This is a genomic window from Rhizobium sp. BT-226 (genome assembly GCF_025847085.2).
GTDB lineage: Bacteria > Pseudomonadota > Alphaproteobacteria > Rhizobiales > Rhizobiaceae > Rhizobium > Rhizobium sophorae.
Map to the genome: position 1 here is coordinate 1,641,602 of NZ_JAOYTI010000001.1, position 23,345 is coordinate 1,664,946.

Annotated in this window: 21 protein-coding genes; 13 read left to right on the forward strand and 8 right to left on the reverse strand. The window is 60.4% G+C overall.

Translation table 11 applies throughout. The features are described 5' to 3' along the window. Positions 1–176 precede the first annotated feature (176 nt). The gene (locus tag OIU37_RS08380) at positions 177–1,091 is read right to left on the reverse strand and encodes an HD-GYP domain-containing protein (protein WP_264257111.1); all 915 of its coding nucleotides are present in this window, start codon (positions 1,089–1,091) and stop codon (positions 177–179) included. Positions 1,092–1,571: 480 nt separating this feature from the next. Between OIU37_RS08380 and OIU37_RS08385 the strand changes: the two genes are divergently transcribed. After that, a complete protein-coding gene (locus OIU37_RS08385; protein ID WP_264257112.1) occupies positions 1,572–2,675 on the forward strand; it encodes a branched-chain amino acid ABC transporter substrate-binding protein in 1,104 nt (367 codons plus the stop codon). Between the two features lie 60 nt (positions 2,676–2,735). Here the strand turns inward: OIU37_RS08385 and OIU37_RS08390 are convergent, their stop codons facing one another. Beyond that, complete coding sequence (locus OIU37_RS08390; protein WP_264257113.1) at positions 2,736–3,041, reverse strand: TonB C-terminal domain-containing protein; 306 nt, start codon at positions 3,039–3,041, stop codon at positions 2,736–2,738. A 146-nt stretch (positions 3,042–3,187) separates the two neighbouring features. Here OIU37_RS08390 and ade point away from each other — a divergent pair, with 146 nt between their 5' ends. Both ade and OIU37_RS08400 read left to right on the forward strand, forming a co-directional pair. After that, positions 3,188–4,885, forward strand: a complete 1,698-nt coding sequence (ade, locus tag OIU37_RS08395; RefSeq protein ID WP_264257114.1) for an adenine deaminase — start codon at positions 3,188–3,190, stop codon at positions 4,883–4,885. A gap of 58 nt (positions 4,886–4,943) precedes the next feature. Then, positions 4,944–5,144, forward strand: coding sequence for a hypothetical protein (locus OIU37_RS08400; protein WP_129419662.1), 201 nt, complete (start codon positions 4,944–4,946; stop codon positions 5,142–5,144). Positions 5,145–5,396: 252 nt separating this feature from the next. Here OIU37_RS08400 and OIU37_RS08405 read toward each other — a convergent pair whose 3' ends face one another. After that, positions 5,397–7,043 (reverse strand): alpha-glucosidase family protein, encoded by a 1,647-nt coding sequence (locus OIU37_RS08405; protein WP_264257115.1) that lies wholly within the window; start codon positions 7,041–7,043, stop codon positions 5,397–5,399. Positions 7,044–7,329: 286 nt separating this feature from the next. Between OIU37_RS08405 and OIU37_RS08410 the strand changes: the two genes are divergently transcribed. The 6 genes from OIU37_RS08410 to OIU37_RS08435 all read left to right on the forward strand — a co-directional run bounded on the left by OIU37_RS08410 (position 7,330) and on the right by OIU37_RS08435 (position 14,005). Then, positions 7,330–8,910, forward strand: a complete 1,581-nt coding sequence (locus OIU37_RS08410; protein ID WP_168310585.1) for a peptide ABC transporter substrate-binding protein — start codon at positions 7,330–7,332, stop codon at positions 8,908–8,910. A 48-nt stretch (positions 8,911–8,958) separates the two neighbouring features. Continuing rightward, entirely contained in the window at positions 8,959–9,882 is a 924-nt protein-coding gene (locus tag OIU37_RS08415; RefSeq protein ID WP_264257116.1) for an ABC transporter permease subunit, read from the forward strand. Next, on the forward strand, positions 9,879–10,796 hold the full coding sequence (locus tag OIU37_RS08420; RefSeq protein ID WP_264257117.1) for an ABC transporter permease: 918 nt from the start codon (positions 9,879–9,881) through the stop codon (positions 10,794–10,796). The genes OIU37_RS08415 and OIU37_RS08420 overlap by 4 nt, the downstream gene beginning before the upstream one ends. Before the next feature lie 2 nt (positions 10,797–10,798). Beyond that, positions 10,799–11,806, forward strand: a complete 1,008-nt coding sequence (locus tag OIU37_RS08425; protein ID WP_264257118.1) for an ABC transporter ATP-binding protein — start codon at positions 10,799–10,801, stop codon at positions 11,804–11,806. Then, positions 11,799–12,785 (forward strand): ABC transporter ATP-binding protein, encoded by a 987-nt coding sequence (locus tag OIU37_RS08430; protein ID WP_264257119.1) that lies wholly within the window; start codon positions 11,799–11,801, stop codon positions 12,783–12,785. Before OIU37_RS08425 ends, OIU37_RS08430 begins: the two co-directional genes overlap by 8 nt. A 299-nt stretch (positions 12,786–13,084) precedes the next feature. Next, positions 13,085–14,005 carry a sugar kinase gene (locus OIU37_RS08435; RefSeq protein WP_168314167.1) on the forward strand — a complete coding sequence of 307 codons (921 nt, stop codon included), beginning with the start codon at positions 13,085–13,087 and terminating at the stop codon, positions 14,003–14,005. A 103-nt stretch (positions 14,006–14,108) separates the two neighbouring features. Here OIU37_RS08435 and gstI read toward each other — a convergent pair whose 3' ends face one another. After that, positions 14,109–14,300 (reverse strand): glutamine synthetase translation inhibitor GstI, encoded by a 192-nt coding sequence (gene gstI / locus OIU37_RS08440; RefSeq protein ID WP_131619636.1) that lies wholly within the window; start codon positions 14,298–14,300, stop codon positions 14,109–14,111. A 432-nt stretch (positions 14,301–14,732) separates the two neighbouring features. Between gstI and OIU37_RS08445 the strand changes: the two genes are divergently transcribed. Together OIU37_RS08445 and OIU37_RS08450 are read left to right on the forward strand one after the other, a co-directional pair. Continuing rightward, positions 14,733–15,773, forward strand: a complete 1,041-nt coding sequence (locus OIU37_RS08445; protein WP_047611346.1) for a glutamine synthetase beta-grasp domain-containing protein — start codon at positions 14,733–14,735, stop codon at positions 15,771–15,773. 244 nt (positions 15,774–16,017) lie between these two features. Next, complete coding sequence (locus OIU37_RS08450) at positions 16,018–17,199, forward strand: glycosyltransferase family 1 protein (protein ID WP_264257120.1); 1,182 nt, start codon at positions 16,018–16,020, stop codon at positions 17,197–17,199. Between the two features lie 6 nt (positions 17,200–17,205). Here OIU37_RS08450 and OIU37_RS08455 read toward each other — a convergent pair whose 3' ends face one another. Next, positions 17,206–18,219 carry an alpha/beta hydrolase gene (locus OIU37_RS08455; protein WP_168314169.1) on the reverse strand — a complete coding sequence of 338 codons (1,014 nt, stop codon included), beginning with the start codon at positions 18,217–18,219 and terminating at the stop codon, positions 17,206–17,208. A 159-nt stretch (positions 18,220–18,378) separates the two neighbouring features. Here OIU37_RS08455 and OIU37_RS08460 point away from each other — a divergent pair, with 159 nt between their 5' ends. Next, positions 18,379–18,816: a MarR family winged helix-turn-helix transcriptional regulator gene (locus tag OIU37_RS08460; protein ID WP_168314170.1), complete on the forward strand. Its 438-nt coding sequence runs from the start codon at positions 18,379–18,381 to the stop codon at positions 18,814–18,816. A 286-nt stretch (positions 18,817–19,102) separates the two neighbouring features. Here OIU37_RS08460 and der read toward each other — a convergent pair whose 3' ends face one another. From der to OIU37_RS08475, 3 genes are all read right to left on the reverse strand, one after another. Beyond that, the gene (gene der, locus OIU37_RS08465; protein ID WP_168313599.1) at positions 19,103–20,527 is read right to left on the reverse strand and encodes a ribosome biogenesis GTPase Der; all 1,425 of its coding nucleotides are present in this window, start codon (positions 20,525–20,527) and stop codon (positions 19,103–19,105) included. Between the two features lie 18 nt (positions 20,528–20,545). Then, positions 20,546–21,229, reverse strand: a complete 684-nt coding sequence (locus tag OIU37_RS08470; RefSeq protein ID WP_168314171.1) for a tetratricopeptide repeat protein — start codon at positions 21,227–21,229, stop codon at positions 20,546–20,548. A 206-nt stretch (positions 21,230–21,435) separates the two neighbouring features. Further along, positions 21,436–22,020 carry an NnrU family protein gene (locus OIU37_RS08475; protein ID WP_264257121.1) on the reverse strand — a complete coding sequence of 195 codons (585 nt, stop codon included), beginning with the start codon at positions 22,018–22,020 and terminating at the stop codon, positions 21,436–21,438. A gap of 121 nt (positions 22,021–22,141) precedes the next feature. Here OIU37_RS08475 and OIU37_RS08480 point away from each other — a divergent pair, with 121 nt between their 5' ends. Next, on the forward strand, positions 22,142–23,128 hold the full coding sequence (locus tag OIU37_RS08480; protein WP_264257122.1) for a polysaccharide deacetylase: 987 nt from the start codon (positions 22,142–22,144) through the stop codon (positions 23,126–23,128). Positions 23,129–23,345: the final 217 nt, after the last annotated feature.

A 23,345-nucleotide genomic window follows, 5' to 3' on the forward strand; every position in this document is an offset into this window, starting at 1 on the left:
GAAGACTTCCGGCATCACGACCTGCGGCGGGCCTCCTGCATAATTCCCTAAATCGGATTCGATTTAAGGATAAAATTTTGCAGCCATTCAAAGTGTTACAGCGACCTTTGCGCGTCTGATAGACGCGCGGCGCTGTAAATCCACGCAGGCCCTTTTGTTGGGAAGACCGATAGGCTTCAGGTCACGGCGGCGACGGAAAGGCAGAGGGCGAATTTCTTCAAGAGCCGGCGATCGAATTGCCCTTCGTTGCCGAGCATCCATTTCAGTGCTTGGCTCGCACTCCATGGCGCCTTGTACGGCCGCACGGAGGTCATGGCGTCATAGACGTCGCAAATCGCAGCAAGACGCGCATGGAAGCTGACCTGCGCTTCGGAAAGCCTGCGGGGATAGCCCTTGCCGTCGATACGCTCGTGATGGTTGAGGCAGACGTCGAGAACGATCTCCGGCATCCCTTCCTGGCGTGAGAGAATTGCGTGCCCCTTTTCCGGATGATCGCGGATCATCTTGATCTCGTCCTCGTCCAGGCGCCCTTCCTTGTTGAGTATCTCGAGTGGAATTTCGAGCTTGCCGACGTCGTGCAGCAATCCTGCAGTGCCGAGTATCTGCACGGTCGTCTCGTCAAGGCCGAGATGACGGCCGAAAAGGATCATCAGCGCACTCACCGAAAGGGAATGCAGAAACGTCACTTCGTCCTTGGATTTCAGTCGCGTAACGCTCAGAAAGACAGTGGGATTGTCATCCACCGATTTGGAGACCGAGGAAATCACCGGCGCCACCTGATCGAAGCTGATCCCATCGCCATGCTGGAGCCGGCCGAAAACGCTTTCCAGGATCTGCACGGATTTCTGGATGGTCTCGCGTGCTGCCTTGGTGTCGATCTCGATATTGCCGCCTGGCAAACCGTCGATGTCGAGGCCTCTGCTGGTGTTGATGATAACACCTTCAATGCCGCTCTTGCGAAGCTTCAGGGCATCGACTTCACGGCGTAGCAGAAATCTTCGTTTGGACAGAAGAGGGTCCTGCCATGCACCCTCGATCGCCTCCACAAACATTCCGTTGCGCACCTGTCTGGCTTCGATACGCTTGAGCATCCAGATTTCTGTTCCTGAAATATCTCTCTGTTTATTATCGACCGTTCTTTTGCATCGCAGCAATATATGCACGAACAATGATTCTACTCTAATTGGTAGAATCAAGTGTTAATCTCGAACCGAATTCGACTATTCAGAAAGGCGAAGAGTTTCGCGAAATTTGGCAGGTTCGCCGGCATCGCGCAGATGCGGGGACAGTACCCCCGGAGATCTGCAGACGGCGCCACGATCGACGACTTTGGATTATTTCGTGCCGGATCGGCTCGATTTTCGTTTCATTTTGTAATCAACTTGCGGAATCTCACCAAAATTCCTAGAAATCTTGCCGTTGCCCCCATTCGAGCCAAATATGGCCGGAGGGCGCATCGATCGCGCCGATATCGATCGTCCTTGGCACGGCCTGGGGGCCGTTGAACGATCCGGAAAAGCCGGCGCGGCACCTCATCGCGGGTCGAATGACCCCATCCAAGGAGACAGACAATGACCCTCAAGACATTGACGGCGACCCTCGTCGCGTCGCTCGCCTTTGCGCCGCTTGCCCATGCCGATATCACCATCGGCCTGATCGCGCCGCTGACCGGCCCCGTCGCCGCCTATGGCGACCAGGTGAAGAACGGCGCTCAGACAGCCGTCGACGAAATCAACAAGAAGGGCGGAATTCTCGGCGAGAAGGTCGTCCTCGAACTGGCCGATGATGCCGGCGAACCGAAACAGGGCGTTTCCGCCGCCAACAAGGTCGTCGGCGACGGCATCCGCTTCGTCGTAGGCCCGGTGACATCGGGCGTCGCCATTCCCGTTTCGGACGTGCTTGCTGAAAACGGCGTGCTGATGGTCACCCCGACTGCGACGGCCCCCGACCTGACCAAGCGAGGTCTGACCAACGTGCTGCGCACCTGCGGCCGCGACGACCAGCAGGCCGAAGTCGCCGCCAAATATGTGCTGAAGAATTTCAAGGACAAGCGCGTCGCCATCGTCAATGACAAGGGCGCCTATGGCAAAGGCCTCGCCGACGCCTTCAAGGCAACGCTGAACGCCGGCGGCATCACCGAAGTCGTCAATGACGCGATCACGCCTGGTGACAAGGATTTCAGCGCGCTCACCACCCGCATCAAGTCCGAGAAGGTCGACGTGGTCTATTTCGGCGGCTACCATCCGGAAGGCGGCCTGCTCGCCCGCCAGCTGCATGACCTCGCCGCCAACGTGACGATCATCGGCGGCGACGGACTCTCCAACACCGAATTCTGGGCAATCGGCACGGATGCGGCAGGAGGCACCGTCTTCACCAACGCTTCGGACGCCACCAAGAGCCCTGATTCCAAGGCCGCAGCCGATGCGCTCACCGCCAAGAACATCCCGGCCGAGGCCTTTACGCTCAACGCCTATGCCGCCGTCGAAGTTCTGAAAGCAGGCATCGAAAAGGCCGGCAGCGCCGAGGATGCGGAAGCCGTCGCGGCAGCGCTGAAGGGCGGCATGGAGATCCCGACCGCCATCGGTAAACTCACCTACGGCGAAACCGGCGACCTGACCTCGCAGAGCTTCTCGCTCTACAAGTGGGAAGGCGGCAAGATCGTCGCTGCGGAGTGATTCACGGATCTCGTGGAACAGGATCGGGCGCCTTGCGGCGTCCGATTTGTATTTGGGGCGTCAGTTTGTCTTGTTCGGATCACCATGCATGTAATCCTCCAGCGTGGTTGGTGTAACGAGAACAAGCGGCTGGATATAGGTTCTGTTGGGCAGAGGTCTTGGAACGATTGTATGGAAACGGGCAAGGACGCCACGCTTGAGACTCGCATCCATAGCTTCGCTTCCAGACGGCTTTGCGAGGGTAACGCTACTGACCTTTCCGTATTTATCAGTCTTGAAGGTAACCGAATTTTGCGCGGAATTCGTCGTTTCACAACCGCTCAACAAAAGAACAGCCGCACAGGCGGCCGAAATAATTGCTTTCATATCATGACCTTGAGTTGGGAATTAGCATCTGTATTCTGGCTTCACTAGCATTGCCACGGTCAAGTCGGAAGCGGCCGGAAATATAACCAAAGAGTTTTTCCGCGCTTATCAAGCAGCAGCAAAAATCAGTGAAGAGGTGCCAGACCATGACCGCCAAGCTCGAACGTCTCATCGACCAGGGCGTCGGCCGCGTGCCGGCCGACATCGTCTTGAAGGGCGGCCGATTTTTCGATCTCGTCACCGGCGAAGTCGTCCGCTCCGACATCGCTATCGGCAGCGACCGCATCGTCGGGACTTCAGGCACCTATGAGGGCGAGACTGAGATCGACATATCGGGCAGAATAGTCGTCCCCGGCTTCATCGACACGCATTTGCACATCGAATCCTCGCTGGTGACACCGCATGAATTCGACCGCTGCGTTCTGCCCTATGGCGTCACCACCGCCATCTGCGATCCGCACGAGATCGCCAATGTGCTCGGCACCGAGGGTATCGAATTCTTTCTCGCATCGGCGCTGGAGACGATCATGGACATCCGCGTCCAGCTCTCTTCCTGTGTTCCGGCGACGCATCTCGAAACCTCCGGTGCAGCTCTGCCGATCGAGCGCCTCCTGCCCTTCCGCGACCATCCGAAGGTGATCGGGCTTGCCGAATTCATGAATTTCCCCGGCGTGATCCACAAGGATCCCGTCTGCATGGCCAAGCTCGACGCCTTCCAGGGCGGCCATATCGACGGTCACGCGCCGCTGCTCTCAGGCAACGACCTCAACGGTTACCTCTCAGCCGGCGTCCGCACCGAGCACGAATGCACGACCGCCGGCGAAGCCTTGGAAAAGATCCGTAAGGGCATGCACATCCTCGTGCGCGAGGGTTCGGTCTCCAAGGATCTCGCGGCGCTGATACCCATTATCACCGAGCGGCTGTCGCCCTATCTGGCGCTCTGCACCGACGATCGCAATCCGCTCGATATCGCCGAACAGGGCCATCTCGATCACATGATCCGCACGGCGATCGCAAACGGCGTGGAGCCCTTGGCAATCTATCGCGCCGCCTCGATTTCGGCCGCCCGCGCTTTCGGCCTCACAGACCGCGGCCTGGTCGCGCCGGGCTGGCGCGCCGATCTGGTGGTTCTCGACAGTCTGGAGAACTGCCGTGCCGACATGGTCTTCTCGGCCGGCCGCCGCGTCACCGATGCGCTCTTTTCTTCGCGCAGACCGGTTGCCCCGATCGGTCTCGACAGCGTCAAGGCCCGCCCCGTCAACGCCGCCCATTTCGGCGTGCCGGTCGCCGAAGGCGAGACGCCCGTCATCGGCGTCATGCCGGGCAAGATCATCACCGAGCACCGCCGCTATCGCCTGCCCGTCAGGGGCAACCAGACGACGGTCGATCTTGCGAATGATATCATCAAGGTCGCCGTCATAGAGCGCCACGGCAAGAACGGCAACCATGCGAATGGCTTCGTCCAGGGCTTTGGCCTGAAAAAGGGCGCGATCGCCTCGACCGTCGGCCATGACAGCCACAATATCTGCGTGGTCGGCGTCAGCGAGGACGACATGGCGCGCGCCGCAAACCGCCTTGGCGAGATCAAGGGCGGCTTCGTCGTCGTCGAAGACGGCAAGGTCACCGGCGAAATCGCCCTGCCCATCGCCGGATTGATGAGCCTCGAGCCCTACGAGACGGTCCGCGATACGCTCCACCAGTTGCGTAAAGCTGCCTTCGCGCTCGGCGCCACGCTGGAGGAACCCTTCCTCCAGCTCGCTTTCTTGCCACTACCGGTCATCCCGCACTTGAAAATATCCGACCGCGGCATGGTTGATGTCGACAAGTTCGCGCTGATTGGGTGACGGAATCCTTGGCAAACTCAGGAGCAGCGCTTATTTTGCAATATCCTTGGAGCCGATCATGACGAAGCTGGAACAGATTGAAAAAATCGTTACCGAACTCGACAAATTCGAGTTCGAAGCTTTTTCGGCGTGGTTTGAAGCCCTTCAAGCCGAACGCTGGGACAGGCAAATGGAAGCAGACGCGGCAAGCGGCAAGCTCGATCATCTCGCCGAGAAGGCCTTTGCCGATTTTCATGCCGGAAAGACAAGACGGCTTTGAAACATCACACAATTCCTACCTTTTGGGAGGCGTATGACCGCCTGCCTGAACAGATACGGAAGCTGGCCGACGAAAACTTCGATCTACTCAAACAAGATCTCAGACATCCCTCCTTGCATTTCAAGCGCGTCCGCCGCTTTTGGTCGGCGCGTCGGCACATCCTGGAGAGCTTTAGCTGTCTGGGACGGAGATGGTATCATCTGGTTTTGGATCGGCTCGCACGCGGATTACGATAAGCTTCTGAAATAGCCGTCAAACCCGCGCACAAAACCCATCTAGCGCCGCAAGCTTCACCGATCCCCCGCCAGCCACCGCCCCGAAGCCCGGCATCTCGAGCGGTTCCTCGAGCACCATGCCATCAGGCAGGCGGAATTCCGCCGGCTTGCGCGTCAGGTTGAAAACGAAGAGCATTTTTTCGCCGTTCTTTTCACGGGTGAAGGCGAGCAGATCCTGGTTGGTGCCGATGAAGGTCATCTCGCCGTCGATCAGCGCCGGATGTTGCTTCCGGAATGCGAGCGCCTTGCGGTAGTGATTGAGTACCGAGCTGTCGCTTGCCTCCTGCGTATCCACGGAAAGTGCCGCCTGCTCGTAAGGCACCGGCAGCCAGCTCCTTTCCGCGGAGGTGAAGCCCGCATGTGCTTTGCCCGCCTCCCAGGGCATCGGCGTGCGGCATCCATCGCGACCCTTGAAGGCCGGCCAGAAGCGGATGCCGTAGGGGTCGCGCAGATCCTCGAAGGCGAGCTCAGCCTCCGGCAGGCCGAGTTCCTCGCCCTGATAGAGGCAGATTGAGCCACGCAGCGCCGCAAGCACCGAGACCGCCAGCTTGGCGATGACAGGCCGTTCTTCCTCCGTCCGCGCAAAACGGCTGACATGGCGCATGACGTCGTGGTTGGAAAAAGCCCAGCAGACCCAGCCGTCCGTGACGGCCTTTTGGAAGGCCTCGACGCAGCCGCGAATATGCTCGGCGGTGAAATCTGGCCCGAGCAGATCGAATGTGTAGCACATATGCAGCTTGTCGCCGCCGCTCGTATAGGCGCCAACCGTCTTCAACGAGCGCGCGCCGTCGCCGACTTCGCCGACAGTCGTGCGATCCTCATATTGATCGAGCAGCGCCCGGAAGCGCCTGAGGAAATCGGCATTTTCCGGCTGGGTCTTGTCGTAGAGGTGGTTCTGCATGCCATAGGGATTGCTGTCAGGCGCATCGAGGCCGGCGTCATCCTCATCAGGCTCGTGCGGCGGATTGCTCCTGAGCTGCTTGTCGCAGAAATAATAATTGACCGTGTCCAGGCGGAAGCCGTCGACGCCGCGATCAAGCCAAAACTTCACCGTCTCCAGCACCGCATCCTGCACGGCCTTGCTGTGGAAATTGAGGTCCGGCTGCGAGGTCAGGAAATTGTGCTGGTAATATTGACGGCGCACGCCGTCCCATTCCCAGCCCGGTCCGCCGAAGATCGACAGCCAGTTGTTCGGCGCCGTGCCGTCAGGCTTCGGGTCGGCCCAGACGTACCAGTCCGCTTTCGGATTGGTACGGCTCGATCGGCTCTCGACGAACCAGGGATGCCGGTCGGAAGTGTGCGAGATCACCTGGTCGATGACGACCTTGATGCCGAGCCTGTGCGCTTCGGCCATCATCTCATCGAAATCGGCGAGCGTGCCGAAGATCGGATCGACGTCGCAATAATCGGAAACGTCGTAGCCCATGTCGGCCATCGGCGACTTGAAGAAGGGCGAGAGCCAGATCGCGTCGACGCCGAGGCTGGCAATATGCGGCAGCCGGCGGGTGATTCCCCTGAGATCGCCGAGACCGTCGCTGTTGGTGTCCTGAAAAGAGCGCGGATAGACCTGATAGATCACCGCACCGCGCCACCAGTCCGCACTCCCGCCTGCCTGCAATGCCATCGGCTACATCTCCTGCCTCGTTTGCGCTCGCCACACTAAAGCGGACGAAACAAAAGACAACCAGGTGAAGCGGTTATGAAGGCATTGCGAAACGCCGCGACGCATCGTCGCGATCCGACAAGGGGGAGACGTATATAGGCTTGTCCACAACCCGTTTCCAACCTCCGGATTTGGGGTTGCAACGCAAAGCCTTTGCGATAATGTGCGCGCTGACCTGCACGTAAGAGGTCAAACACCGGGAACAAATGTCTAATAAAGGCGAAAAGCCTAGAAAGGTGGCCCCACCATGAACCATTTCGCGAAAAAATTTCTCGCCTCTGCGATGCTTGGCACATTGCTGGCGTTTTCGGCCCATGCGGCCACGCTCAACATTCACAATGGTGGCGACCCGCAGTCGCTCGATCCGCAGAAGCTTTCCGGCGACTGGGAGAACCGTATCGCCGGTGACATTTTCGAAGGCCTCGTCACCGAGGACGCCAAGGATAATCCGATCCCCGGCCAGGCTGAAAGCTGGACGATTTCGCCTGATGGCAAGGTCTACACCTTCAAGCTTCGCGACGGCATCAAGTGGTCCGATGGCCAGCCGGTAACGGCGGGAGACTTCGTCTTCGCCTTCCAGCGCCTCGTCGACCCGAAGAATGCCGCCGATTATGCCTATCTGCAATTCACCATCAAGAATGCGGAAAAGATCAACAAGGGCGAGATCACCGATCTCAACGAGCTCGGCGTCAAGGCGATCGACGACAAGACGCTGGAGATCACGCTTGAAAACTCGACTCCCTATTTCATCAATGCCCTGATGCATTACACCGCCTATCCGCTGCCGAAGCACGTCGTCGAGGCGAAGGGCCAGGATTGGGTCAAGATCGGCAACATCGTCACCAACGGCCCCTACAAGCCCGTCGAGTGGGTGCCGGGCTCGCATGTCACGACGGTCAAGAACGACCAGTGGTATGGCGCCAAGGACTTGAAGATCGACGGCGCGAAGTTCTTCGTGCTCGAAGACCAGGAAGCCGCGCTGAAACGCTACCGCGCCGGCGAATTCGATATCCTCACCGACTTCCCGACCGACCAGTATGAGTGGATGAAGAAGAACCTACCGGGCCAGGCGCACGTCGCCCCCTTCTCAGGCCTCTACTATTACGTCGTCAACTCGCAGAAGCCGCCCTTCAGCGACAAGCGCGTCCGCCAGGCTCTCTCCATGGCGATCAACCGGGAAGTGATCGGCCCGCAAATCCTCGGCACGGGCGAACTGCCGGCCTATTCCTGGGTGCCGCCGGGCACGGCGAATTACGGCGAGCCGGCCTATGTCAGCTGGAAGGACCTGCCCTATAGCGAGAAGGTCGCCGAAGCCAAGAAGCTTCTGACCGAAGCCGGTTTCGGCCCGGACAAGCCGCTGCACGCCGTGCTGAGCTACAACACCAACGACAACCACAAGCGCATCGCCGTCGCCATCGCTTCCATGTGGAAGCCGCTCGGCGTCGATGTCGAGCTCGTCAATGCCGAAACCAAAGTGCATTACGACCAGATGCAGCGTGGCCAGGTCGAAATCGGCCGCGCCGGCTGGCTCGCCGACTATAACGACCCGGACAACTTCCTGAACCTCCTGGTGACAGGCGTGCAGATGAACTACGGCCGCTGGTCGAATCCCGAATACGACAAGCTGATCAAGGAAGGCAACGCCGAGACGGATCTCACCAAGCGTGCGGCGATCTTCAAGAAGGCCGAACAACTGGCGCTGGATGAATCCGCCGCCCTGCCGATCTACTACTACGTCTCGAAGAATGTCGTTTCGCCGAAGATCGAAGGCTTCGTCGACAATATTCAGGACATCCACCGCACCCGCTGGCTGTCGATGAAAGAGTAAGGGAAAACGGTCCTTCCCGCGCGTTGCGGGAAGGACCGGCCCACGACCATGATCAAATACGCCCTCCGTCGCCTGCTATCGACGATCCCCGTTCTCTGGATCGCCGTCACAGCCTGCTTTTTTGTTTTGCGCCTTGCCCCCGGCGGCCCTTTCGATGGCGAAAGGCCATTGCCGCCGGTGATCCTGAAGAACCTTGCGATCCACTACAATCTCGACAAGCCGCTCATCCAGCAGTACCTGATCTATGTCGGTGACCTGCTCCGGGGCGATCTCGGCCCCTCCTTCGCCAGCGAGGATTTCACCGTCGCCCAGCAGATCATGATCGGTCTGCCCTACACCTTCACCATCGGTACGGCTGCCTTCCTGATTGCCATAATTGTCGGCGTCGCCGTCGGCTGTCTTGGGGCGCTCTATCAGAACAAGGCACCGGATTATATTCTGGGCGCGCTCATTCTGGTGGGCGTCGTGCTGCCGAACTTCCTGATTGCGCCCATCCTGCAGCTCGTCTTCGGCATCCATCTCGCTTGGTTTCCGGTCGGCGGCTGGGGCGACGGCTCGGTCAAATACCTCATCCTGCCGATCGTCGTTCTGGCGCTGCCGCATGCCGGCCGTATCTCGCGCATCACCCGCGGCTCGATGATCGAGGTAATGAACCAGAACTTCATCCGCACCGCCAAGGCCAAAGGCATCGGCCCCCGCCTGACCGTCATGCGCCATGCGCTGAAGCCCGCCATGATGCCTGTCGTCTCCTATCTGGGTCCGGCTGCAAGCTACCTTCTCACCGGCTCGCTGGTTGTCGAAAGCATCTTCGGATTGCCCGGCATCGGCCGCTATTTCGTCAACGCAGCACTGAACCGCGATTACGGCATGGTTCTCGGCACGGTCATTTTCTACATGGTGCTGATCGTGTTCCTGAACCTTCTCGTCGATATCGCCTATGCGTGGCTCGATCCGAAAGTGAGAAACCGATGATCCTCAACCCCGCAAAACGCGAGCTGCTTGCCCAGGAGCTTCTGGAGGCGGAGGGCCTTGCGCCCGAAAGCCGCTCGCTCACCAAGGATGCCTTGCGCCGCCTCGGGCGCAACAAGGCCGCTGTCCTGTCGATCGTCGTCCTGACGGTGCTGATCCTCGCCGCCTTCATCGGCCCCTGGTTCATTCCCTTCAACTATGAGGATCCGGATTGGGCGGCCTTCCGCATACCGCCCTCGATCGAGAGCGGCCACTATTTCGGCACCGACCCGAACGGCCGCGACCTTCTCGCCCGCGTGCTTTACGGCACCCGCGTGTCGCTTGCGGTGGCGCTGACGGCAACCGTCGTCTCCGTCTTCATCGGCGTGCTCTACGGTGCTGTCTCGGGTTATATCGGCGGCAGGCTGGATGCGATCATGATGCGCTTCGTCGATATCATGTACGCGCTTCCCTATATCCTCTTCGTCATCCTGCTGATGGTGATCTTCGGCCGCAACGTCTATCTGCTCTTTGCCGCCATCGGCGCGCTGGAATGGCTGACCATGGCCCGCATCGTGCGCGGCCAGACGCTGTCGATCAAGCATCGCGAATTCATCGAAGCGGCCCGCGCATCCGGGCAGCGGCCGTTCAAGATCATCATCAAGCACATCATCCCGAACCTCGTCGGACCCGTCGTCATCTTCGCAGCATTGACGGTGCCTGAAATCATCGCCACCGAAAGCTTCCTTTCCTATCTCGGCTTCGGCGTCCAGGAACCGCTGACCTCGCTCGGCACGCTGATCGCCGAGGGAACCGATGCCATGGAAAGCATGCCGTGGCTGCTGGTCTTCCCGGCGAGCTTCCTTGTGGCCCTGCTGCTCAGCCTGCTCTTCATCGGCGACGGCCTGCGCGACGCGTTCGACCCGAAGGATCGCTAAGAATGTCCCAGGAAACACAAAAAGACACCCTTCTCGAACTCAAAGATTACTCGATCACATTCAAGACGCCTGATGGAGAGGTGAAGGCGGTCTCGAACATGAACCTGACGGTCAAGCGCGGCGAGCGCATCGCCATCGTCGGCGAATCCGGCTCCGGCAAGAGCCAGACCTTCCTCGGCATCATGGGACTGCTTGCCAAGAACGGCAAAACCACGGGACAGGCGTTGCTTGAAGGCAAGGACGTGCTGGCGCTGAAACCGCGCGACCTCGACCAGATCCGCGGCAAGGACATGGCCATGGTCTTCCAGGATCCGATGACCGCCCTCAATCCAACGCTGAAGATTTCCCGGCAGCTGACGGAACAGCTCGAGGTGCACGGCGGGCTGACGGCGCGCGCCGCATCCACTGCTGCCCTCGACATGCTGAAACGTGTCGGCATCCCCGACCCGACACGGCGCTTTCATCTCTATCCGCACGAGCTCTCCGGCGGCATGCGACAGCGCATCGTCATCGCCATGGCGCTGCTCACGAGGCCGAAGCTTTTGATCGCCGACGAGCCGACGACGGCGCTCGACGTCACCATCCAGGCGCAGATCCTCGATCTCTTCAACGATCTGACGGCGGAGATGAACACGGCGCTGATCATGATCACCCACGATCTCGGCGTCGTTGCCGGCCTCGCCGACCGCGTCGCCGTCATGTATGCCGGCCGCATCGTCGAGGAGGCGCCCGTCGATGAGCTCTTCGACAATCCAGCGCACCCTTATACCGCAGCACTGCATGCCTCGATCCCGCGCCCCGACCAGGATGTTGACGACCTCGTCGTCATTCCCGGGCGTCCGCCGAACCTGCAGCACCTGCCGAAGGGCTGCAATTTCTCGCCACGCTGTTCGCAGGTCCAGGACGATTGCATTGACCGCCCGCCACCGCTTGAAACGCTGGCGCCGCGCCATTGCGCCGCCTGTTACCACCCCTTCCCGCGTCGCGAGGAGCTGTTGAATCATGGCTGAACGATCGCTTCTCAGGGTCGAGAACCTGACGACCCAATTCGAACTGCCGGCGAAAGGCTTCTTCAAGCCGCCGATCTTCCTGACCGCTGTCAACAATGTCAGCTTCGACCTCAGCGAAGGCCGCACGCTCGGCATCGTCGGCGAATCCGGCTGCGGCAAGTCCACGCTCGGCCGCTCCATTCTGCGGCTGTTGAAATCGCAGAAGGGCCGCATCCTGTGGCAGGGCCGCAACCTGCTCGACCTGTCGAATGAGGAAATGCGCGCCGCCCGCCGCGACATGCAGATCATCTTCCAGGATCCGATCGCCTCGCTTGACCCGCGCATGACGGTCGGCGACATCATTGCCGAGCCGCTCACCGTCTTCGAGCCGAAACTCTCCAAAGCCGAACGCACCGAGCGTGTTCGCGAGATCATGACCGCCGTCGGCCTGGTGCCCGAGATGATCAACCGCTATCCGCACGAATTCTCCGGCGGCCAGGCACAGCGTATCGGCATCGCCCGCGCGGTCGTCACCAAGCCGAAGCTCATCATCTGCGACGAGCCGGTTTCTGCCCTCGACGTCTCGATCCAGGGCCAGGTCATCACGCTCCTGCGCAAGCTGCGGAAGGAATTCGGCCTGACGCTGATCTTCATCAGCCACGACCTCTCCGTCGTGCGCCTGATCTCCGACGATGTGCTGGTGCTCTATCTCGGCAAGGTGGTGGAAGCCGGCGACTGCGCTACCGTCTTCGATCACCCCGCCCATCCCTATACGCAGGCGCTCTTCTCCGCTGCGCCGATCCCGGATCCGAAGCTGGCGCGCCTGCGCACCCGCATCCGTCTGCAGGGTGACCCGCCTTCGCCGCTCAACCCGCCGAAGGGCTGCGTCTTCTCACCGCGCTGCTGGAAGGCGACCGACATCTGTCGGACCGAAATGCCGCCGACCGAGGAGGTCCGACCCGGCCAGAAGGCCGCCTGTTATCACATGGACAGGCCATGAGTGGAGTGAAGGTGGGGTTCCATCTTCCTTATTATCGGCGCTTGCCACCTTCATGCTCTCCGCGTATCAGCGAATGAGGGCCAGCGCATAACCCCGAAAATCGGAATCGACTTTCGGGGTTATGCGCCGGTTCAAAGTGATAGAGCGTCCTTAGCGCGTCCTGTTGGACGCGCGGCGCTCTAGAGCAATTCCAGCAAAAGTGTGCAGCGGTTTTGCGTTCGGAATTGCGTGAAAAAAGAGATAGAGCATTTTCGTGATTCGAAGAAAAACGGAAATGCTCTAGTACCGGGGAGGACGAGGTGAGCAGACGGTTTCTATCGATCGGTGAATGCATGGTGGAACTCTCGCAGGCAGGCGATGGTCTGCTGCGCAAAGGCTTCGCCGGCGATACCTTCAACACCGCCTGGTATGCCCGCGCCTGCCTTGCCGCGGACTGGTCGGTCGACTACTTCACCGCCCTCGGTGACGACGCCATGTCGGATGAGATGCTGGCCTTCATCGACAAGGCGGGCGTCGGCACGAGCCTCATCCGTCGCATCAGGGGCAGGACGCCCGGCCTCTACATGATCAACCTGAAAAACGGCGAACGCTCCTTCAGCTACTGGCGCGACAACTCGGCCGCCCGCAGCCTGGCTGCCGATCCCGACCGCCTGCGCGAGGCGGTGGAGAGCGCTGAAGTCGTCTATTTCTCCGGCATCACCCTTGCCATCCTGCCGCATGAGGATGCCGAGACGCTGCTTGCCGAAGTCCGCCGCGCCAAGGCCGCCGGCAAGCTCGTGGTGTTCGACCCGAACATCCGTCCCCGCCTCTGGTCGAGCTACGACGTGATGCATACGACAATCAGCGAGGGCGCCCGCTCCTCGGTGCTCGTCATGCCGAGCTTCGACGACGAGGCGGCCCATTTCGGCGATGATTCCATCGAGGCAACGATCCACCGCTACCGCGCACTGGGCGCCATTCATATCGTCGTCAAGAACGGCGCCGACGGTGTCACGCTGAATTTTGCCGGCGAGCAAACCTTCGTTCCTGCCGAAAAGGTGGAGAAGGTGGTCGACACGACCAGCGCCGGCGACAGCTTCAACGGCGCTTTTCTCGCACGATATCTTGAAGCCGGCGATGCGCCTGCTGCCGCCCGTTTCGCAGCAAAGGTCGCTGCCCGCGTCGTCAGCGAACATGGTGCATTGGTCCCAAGGGAAAAGCTTGGATTGGATGGCGGCTAAAGCGGCGCGATCTTTCAGATTCGCTTAGCGAGACATGCCTTTAGGCCGCACATGCTGACGCAGTATGAACGCCATGGCATCGGTTGCCCGCTGCCAGGGGAAATCAGGACTTCGTCGGCCGATCGGAATCGCGAACTGCCTCGTCATGGTACCAGCAGCTGTCGAGCGCAGCATCGCAGACGTCTGCGGCCTCGCGCTCCATCAGCCTGGCGCGTTCGAACCGGTTGGCGTTTCGTATCGCCTTAACGGGAAACTGGTAGATCGTTGCGGATTCACGATGGAAACCGGTGGGCATGAGATCGCCTCCATTCAGTTCGGCGCATCAACATTTCAGGACCATCTACATAGCACAATGCACATAGTTTATGCAAATTGCATAAAATAAGGGCAATGTTGCAATTGTAATCGGTCGGCATGCTGTCTCGACTAACAGCTTCCGATAATTTGTTTAACACTTCATCATTTCAGCCTAACGCCGCAATTTTCATCCGGTTCCACATGGAAAAAATGCGATTTGATGGGCGATACCGCCAGTGAGCGTTAAAAACAGCACGATTTTCCAAAAGGGAAAAAATCGGCCGACACGCTGATTCGCGATTTTTCTTTCGCGTGGCGCCAAAACTGGCACGCTACGTGCTTTTAAAGCGTCATCCCTGGCGGTCGGATGCGCTTGCGCGCCGAGATCACCTCCGGATTTGCTCACCTTCGTAGCATTGAGAGAGTCACGATGACAAAATATAAGCTCGAGTATATTTGGCTCGATGGGTACACTCCGGTACCGAACCTGCGTGGCAAGACGCAGATCAAGGAATTCGACGCATTCCCGACGCTGGAACAGCTTCCGCTCTGGGGCTTTGACGGCTCGTCGACGCAGCAGGCTGAAGGCCGCAGCTCCGATTGCGTGCTGAAGCCGGTCGCTATCTATCCCGACCCGGCCCGGACCAACGGCGCTCTCGTCATGTGCGAAGTCATGATGCCGGATGGCGTCACGCCGCACGCATCGAATGCCCGCGCCACCATCCTCGACGACGAAGACGCCTGGTTCGGCTTCGAGCAGGAATATTTCTTCTACCAGAACGGCCGTCCGCTCGGCTTCCCTGAGCAGGGCTACCCCGCTCCGCAGGGCCCCTACTACACCGGCGTCGGCTATTCGAACGTCGGCGACGTTGCTCGCGAAATCGTCGAAGAGCATCTCGACCTTTGCCTCGCTGCCGGCATCAACCACGAAGGCATCAATGCCGAAGTGGCCAAGGGCCAGTGGGAATTCCAGATTTTCGGCAAGGGCTCCAAGAAGGCCGCCGACCAGATCTGGATGGCTCGCTACCTCTTGCAGCGCCTGACCGAAAAGTACGGCATCGACATCGAGTATCACTGCAAGCCGCTCGGCGACACCGACTGGAACGGCTCGGGCATGCATTGCAACTTCTCGACCAAGTACATGCGCGAAGTCGGCGGCAAAGCCTATTTCGAAGCGCTCATGGCGCAGTTCGAAAAGAACCTGATGGACCACATCAACGTCTACGGTCCTGACAACGACAAGCGCCTGACCGGCAAGCACGAGACGGCTCCGTGGAACAAGTTCTCCTACGGCGTTGCCGACCGTGGTGCCTCGATCCGCGTGCCGCACTCCTTCGTCAAGAACGACTACAAGGGCTATCTGGAAGATCGCCGCCCGAACTCGCAGGGCTGCCCCTACCAGATCGCTTCGCAGGTTCTGAAGACGATCTCGGAAGTTCCGACCGCTAGCTCGGCTTCCGCTGCAGCTTGACCTCCCAAGCGGCGCCGGTCCAAGACCGGCGCCGTGACCTTCTTCTTTCAGAAGAAAACCGCGCCCAGCGACTGACATAATCGGGGCGATCAGGCCGGCGAAAGCCCTGCAATCCTTGCAATATGGGCTGTAATATTTCCATCATGATCATGCCTCAAAATAGCGAAGCGGGAATCGCCGTTCCGGAACCCCGCTTAGGGGTTAAGCGTTGGCATATCAGTGCGACGCGGATGGAAATCGTGACATGCTGCAACGTCCGGCAAACACTTATAGCGGCGAGAGCTGGACTAATGCCGCAGCCTCCGGGAACCGGCCTGAGAGGCTGGTGATCGTCACCGATGCCTGGCACCCGCAGGTCAATGGCGTCGTGCGCTCGATCGAGAACACCAACGGCGAACTTGCAAAGATGGGCGTCGAGGTTTCCATGGTGACGCCGGAGCGCTTCAACAGCATCCCCTGCCCGACCTATCCTGAGATCCGCCTGTCGATCGCCAATTACCGCCGCATCGCCCGCGAGATCGAAAAGCACAATCCCTCCTACGTGCATATTGCCACCGAAGGCCCGCTGGGGCTGACCGCCCGCCGCTGGTGCCTGAAGAACCGGATGCCGTTTTCGACGAGCTACCACACACGCTTCCCGGAATACGTCTCCGCGCGCCTGCCGATACCGAGGAGCTGGCTCTATTCCTTCGTCCGCTGGTTCCACAATGGCGGCGCCGGATGCATGGTGGCGACGCCGAGTCTTGCCCGCGAACTGTCGGAAAAAGGCATCCGCAACCTCATGCCCTGGAGCCGCGGCATCGACGCCACGCAGTTCCGTCCGATGGAGCTCGAGGAAAACCCGTTCGGCCTGTCGCGCCCGATCTTCATGACCGTCGGTCGCGTGGCGCTGGAAAAGAACCTGCCGGCCTTCCTCGATCTCGATCTGCCGGGTTCCAAGGTCGTCGTCGGCGACGGTCCGGCGCGCGCCGAACTCGAAAAACAATATCCCGACGTCTTCTTCGCCGGCGTGCAGTTCGGCGAGGATCTGGCGAAAACCTATGCACAGGCCGACGTCTTCGTCTTTCCCTCGCTCACCGACACCTTCGGCAACACCATCCTCGAAGCGCTGGCATCGGGCGTGCCGGTCGCAGCCTATCCGGTCACCGGCCCGCTCGACATCATCGGCGAGGATAGCGAAGTCGGGGCGCTCGACGAGAACCTGCAAGCCGCCTGCCTTGCCGCCCTCTCCGCCTCGCGTAGCAAGGCCCGCGAGCTCGCCATGCAATATTCCTGGGAAGCGGCGACGCTGCAGTTCATCAACAATATCCGCGCCGCTAACGGTGTCATCACGCCGAAATGGAAGAAGGCCTGGCAGTTTGCCAAATCGCTTCCGAGAAGCAGAAAGCCCGGCGAAACCGCCGGGCCTCTCCCGTCCGCAGACTGATTGGTTTCACTTGTGAAGTGCGCTGCGAAGCGTGTCGTTCGCAACCGCAATCGCGCTCCGCGCGGCAGGCGTTTCGGCAATGGCGTTCAGGAGCACGAAATCGTGGATCGTGCCGTTATAACGCATCGACGTGACCTTCACGCCAGCCTGGCTGAGCTTGCGGGCATAGGCCTCGCCCTCGTCACGCAGCACGTCGTTTTCGTCAACGATGACGAGCGCCGGCGGCAGGCCGTTCAACTGCTCCAGCGATGCCTGCAGTGGTGAGGCCGTCGGCTCCTTGCGCTTGGCTTCGTCGGGTAGGTAGGCATTCCAGAACCACTTCATCGCTTCCTTCGTCAGCCACGGGCCATCGGCGAACTGGTTGTAGGACCCATTGTCGAAATTGGCGTCGGTGACGGGGTAGAACAGCACCTGCTGGTCGATGGCGGGACCGCCACGTTCCTTGGCAAGCAGCGTCACCACCGCCGCCATGTTGCCGCCGACGCTATCGCCTGCGACCGCGAGCCGGGAGGCATCGACCTTGAACTCCTTGGCATGTTCGGCGACATATTTGGTCGCGGCATAAGCCTGCTCGATGGCGACGGGATAACGGGCTTCGGGCGAGCGCTCATAATCGACGAAGACGACGGCGGCATCGGCGCCGTTGGCGATCTCGCGCACCAGCCGGTCATGTGTATCGGCATCGCCCAGCACCCAGCCGCCGCCATGGAAATAGAGAATGACCGGCAGCGTGCCCTTGGCATGTTCCGGACGGACGATGCGCAGCTTGATGCTGCCTGTCGGGCCAGCCTTGATGACCCTGTCCTCTTCCTTGGCAGCAAGCTTCTTCACGTCGCCCTTCTGCGCGCCGGCCAGGACATTACGGGCATCGGCCGGCGACAGCGTGTAGATCGGCTTGCCGCCGGCAAGCCCGTCGATGAATTTCTGCGTTGTCGGTTCGAGTACCGGATCGGCAAGCGCGCCAACGGCGGAGGCTGCGAGCAGTGCTGCTGCGGAAACTGCGGTCTTGATGGTCGACATTGTCTTGTCCTCTCGGTTTTGATGTTCGTCGTGAACACGTTTTATATCGCGCGCGATTATTTATCGTGCAATTTACAATTCTGCATAGCTATCGTGCATAAAAAGCGGCTACGATTATTTATCGCACGATATAAATTGGTTTAGTTTTGGAGATATCCCATGCAGGATCAGCTAAAGCTCGACAATTTCATCTGCTTCGCCGTCTATACGGCAAGCCACGCACTGAATCGCGTCTACAAGCCGCTGCTCGATGCGTTGGGTCTCACCTATCCGCAATATCTAGCGATGGTTTCTCTCTGGGAGCAGGACGGCCAGACCGTCGGTGGCCTCGGTGAAAAGCTCTTCCTCGAATCGAGCACGCTGACCCCGCTGCTCAAACGCCTGGAAACCGCGGGTTATGTCAGACGCGAACGCAGCCGGGAGGACGAACGCGTCGTCGTCATCCGCTTGAGCGAAGAAGGCATTCGCTTGAAGGAAAAGGCGATCGGCATCCCGGGTTGCATCGCCGCTGCCAGCGGTCGCGATGCCGTCGACCTCACCCGCCTCCAGGCCGAGATCGTGGCGCTGCGTGAGGCGCTGAACAAAAGTGTGGCCTAGATTCCCGGATAGCTATCGCACTGCCAGTGACACCCCTCTGCCCCATCGGGCATCTCCCCTACAGGCGGCGAAATCAGATGGATGTTACGGCTTCCCCAAACAATTACCGCTTGGCGGCCAGAGCATCGACAGAGAGGCACTGAGTGTTCGCCTCCTGCCTTTCTCCCTCCGTGTGAGGGTCGGAAGGACGGGTCGAGACCCGCGGCTCGACCCCGGGGTCCGACAGGGCAGAGGGGGTGGCCACACGACGTGCCTCAGAACTCGCCAATCAGCGCAAGCCCAAACCCTATGTTCGCCTCTTCTTGCCTTCGAACGGATTGTCAGGCGAGCGGAAATGGATGCGGATCGGCACGCTCGGCATGTCGAAATCCGCGCGCAACCCGTTGATCAGATAGCGTGTATAGGATTCCGGCAGCGCATCCGATCGGGTGCAGGAGATCATGAAGGCCGGCGGGCGGGCCTTCACCTGCGTCATATATTTCAGCTTGATGCGGCGGCCGGAAACGGCCGGTGGCGGATGCTGGATCTGCTGCGTCTCCAGCCAGCGGTTGAGCCGCGCCGTCGAGATGCGCTTGTTCCAGACCTTGTCGGTATCGATGATCGACTGCATGAGCTTGTCGAGCCCCCAGCCGGTCTGGCCGGAGATAGGCACGGCGCGAATGCCGCGCGCCTGCGGCAGCAGCCGGTCGGTCTTTTCGCGCAGATCCGCAAGCACCGCCTGCCGGTCTTCGATCATGTCCCACTTGTTGAAAGCGAGCACGGCGGCACGGCCTTCGCGAAGCACGAGGTCGACGATCTGCAGATCCTGCTTTTCGAAAGGGATCGTTGCATCGAAGACGATGACGACGGTTTCGGCGAAGCGGATGGCGCGCAGCGCATCGGCAACCGAAAGCTTCTCCAGCTTCTCGATCACCCGCGCCTTGCGGCGCATGCCTGCCGTATCGAACATCTTGATGGTGCGGCCACGCCAGTCCCATTCGACCGAGATGGAGTCGCGGGTGATGCCGGCCTCCGGCCCGGTCAAAAGCCGGTCCTCGCCGAGGAAGCGATTGATCAGTGTAGACTTGCCGGCATTCGGCCGGCCGACGATCGCCACCCTGAGCGGCTTCGTCTCGTCATAGGCCGGCTCTTCGTCCTCGTCGCTGTCTTCGCCTTCCGTCTGTGGAATGTCGACATCTGTAACGGCGACATCCTCCTTGGCGGGATAGGCCCGGTCCTCGCCGATTGCCGCAACGATCGCATCGCGCAAGTCGAGCATGCCCTGCCCATGTTCAGCCGAAATCGGGGTCGGTTCGCCGAGCCCGAGCGTGTAGGCGTCATAGAAGCCGCTGTCTGAACCGCGCGCTTCGGATTTGTTGGCGACGAGTACCACCGGTTTGCCGCGCCGGCGCAGCATCTCCGCAAGGTCGGTATCGACGGGCGTCAATCCGCTCTTGGCATCGACGACGAAAAGCGAAAGATCCGCCTCGTCGATCGCCGCTTCCGTCTGCGCCCGCATCCGGCCCTGCAGGCTTTCCGCGTCGGCCTCTTCCAGACCAGCCGTGTCGATGATCGTGAAAGTCAGGCCCATCAGCCGCGCATCGCCCGGCCGGCGGTCGCGGGTAACACCCGGCGTGTCGTCGACAAGCGCCAGCTTCTTACCCACCAGCCGGTTGAAAAGTGTCGACTTGCCGACATTCGGACGACCGACGATGGCGACCGTGAAACTCATATCTTGTCCTTAACGCGATCAGCCCTGAGCGGCGGGCGCCTTGCCGGATGCGGTAATCAGATCAAGCATCATATGGGCGCGATTGGCAACATTGCGCGGGCTGTCGGTATCGTCGACGATCGACTGGAACCACTGCCGCGCCTGCGCCATGTTGCCGGCTTTGTAAGCGGCAAGGCCGAGTGCCTCGCGCGCCGAATGACGGAAGGCGTTGCCGGGAACCGCCATTTCCTCGATCGCCGCCGAAACCTGTTCGTAAGTGCCGTTCTCGATGAGCAGCCAGCCGGCGCGCATCTTGGCGGCATCGCGCACGGCGGCCGGAACGGCATTGTCCTTGCCGATCTCGTTGAAGGCGGCGATTGCCGCCGCGGCATCGCCCTTCTGCACCTGAACGGTCGCGGCGCGCATGCGCGCCAGCACCGGGTAGGCGCCATGGCCTTCCTTCTCGAGTTTGTCGAGCGCGGCCAGCGCCTCGTCGTTCTTGTTTTCGTCGGCTAGCTTCATCGCCGCCAGGAACTGGTCGCCGGTGCCGGAGGAGCGGTTGTCGTCCCAATAGTCGTAGAGAACCTTGCCGGCAGTGCCGACGACGATCAGGATGGCGACGACGACGATATAGCGGCCGAACCGGCGCCAGACGCCCTTCATCTGGTCAGACCGCAATTCCTCATTGACTTCACGGATGAAGCTGTCGTCGTTGAATGCCATTCTCGTCTCCGGCCGCGGAAATACCCATGCACTGCGTAAAACGCATATTGTCGGGCCTTCTACTCCATTTTGCCGCCGTTGTAAGGGGGATGTGAAAGATTAGAGCGCCGCGCGTCCAATAGGATGCGCCAAGGACGCTCTAACACTTTGAATCCGCGCATAATCCTTTCCAGAAATCGGAATCGATTTTTGGGGTTATGCGCAGGTCACATGGCGAGCGGCGAAACCCCGATCAACCATTCGTGCAGCTTCCAGATGATCAGCACCCAGACGACGATGCCGATGACGATGGCATAGAGGTCGTACTTGGCCGAGACGAAGGGCCGGAGCGTGATCTGGCCCGCCCGCTCCCGCCGTTTCAGGGAAATGCGCATGACGACGCCCCAGGCCAGAAATGCGGCAAACAACAGCACGGATGATGTCTCACCATTGGCGAGCAGATGCGCCAATGCCCAGATCTTCACCGACAGCACCATCGGATGTTTGGTCTTCGTCGCGATATGCCCCGCCGGCAGCAGCGAGGCGACGAGACAGATCATCGCGATCAGCATCAGCGTGATTGCTATATGTGCCATCCAGACCGGGGGATTGTATAGCATTCCGGTCACCTGCCGCGCCTGCCCGAAGCCGTAAATCAACAGGATTAGCGTGGCGATGCTGGCAATCGAATAGGCCGCCCGCCAGCCCTTCTCGCCGAGGCTTGCAATCATCGAGCGGCGAAAGTCCGGCGACACCACCCGCACCAGATGCACCCCGAGGAAAAGTATGATGCCGACGATAAGCAATGTCATTGCGGATCCCTTCCGTGCCGTTTGTCATGGCTTACCGGCTGGCGCGAGAAAATGCCAGCGCGACCGCAGCTTCGCCGCAATTCTGTCGGAGGGAAACCGCGAACAAATTGTCGCGGTGCCCATGTCTCGTTCCCTCCTCTCCGCCTGCCTTTCTGTTTCGCTCCTCGTTCCGGCAATTGCCGAGGCGGCCGCCCGGCCGAAACAGCTCGTTATCATTTCCTTCGACGGCGCCCACGACAACGCACTCTGGCTGAAGAGCCGCGAGATGGCGGCGAAAAACGGCGCCCATTTCACCTATTTCCTTTCCTGCACTTTTCTGATGAACGAGGCGGCGAAGAAGGCCTACCAGGCGCCGCACCAGAAACGCGGAAAATCCAACGTCGGCTTCGCCCAGAGCGACGACGAGATCCGCCAGCGCCTTGGCAATATCTGGCACGCCCACCTCGAAGGACACGACATATCGAGCCATGCCTGTGGGCATTTCGACGGCCGCCTCTGGAGCGAGGCCGACTGGTCGGCCGAATACGCCACCTTCCACGCGACGCTTGAGAATGCCTGGAAGAGCGTCGGTCTCCACGAGCCGGCCGGCTGGCAGGATCTGGTCGATCACGGCATCAAGGGCTTTCGCGCCCCCTATCTCTCGGCAACTGCGGGCGCCGACATGATCGCCGCCGAAAAGAAGGCGGGCTTCACCTATGACGCGAGCCTCGTCACCAAGGGCCCTGCCATGCCTGTCGAGGAAGACGGCATCATCCGTTTCGGCCTGCCGCTGATCCCCGAAGGCCCGAATGACAAGCCGATCATCGGCATGGACTACAATCTCTTCGTCCGCCATTCCAAGGGTGAGGAGGATACGGCCGATTCCGGGGAATTCGAGGACCGCGCCTATGCCGCCTTCAAGGAGGCTTTCGACAGGCAATATGCCGGCTCCCGCATCCCGCTGCAGCTCGGCTTCCACTTCGTCGAAATGAACGGCGGCGCCTATTGGCGGGCGCTCGACCGACTGGTTAGCGACGTCTGCCACCGCACCGACGTCGCCTGCGTCAGCTATTCGGAAGCGATCCCGATGATCGAGGCCCGCGGCAGATTGCAGACGTCAGGTCTTTGATGGCGGCTATGGGCGCTGTCGAGCCTGCAAGGTGTCTCTAAGTTCCCTTGAACGAGACGACATGCCGTGCCGCCCCCTCATCTACTTATCGGGATCTGCTCCCCGCGGAAGACGAGATTCGTTGCGAAGTTGCGATTCCCCATTCTACCTACCGGAGGTCCGAAGGACGGGTCGAGACCTGTGGCTCGACCCGGTCGGTGCCCGACAGGGCGGACGG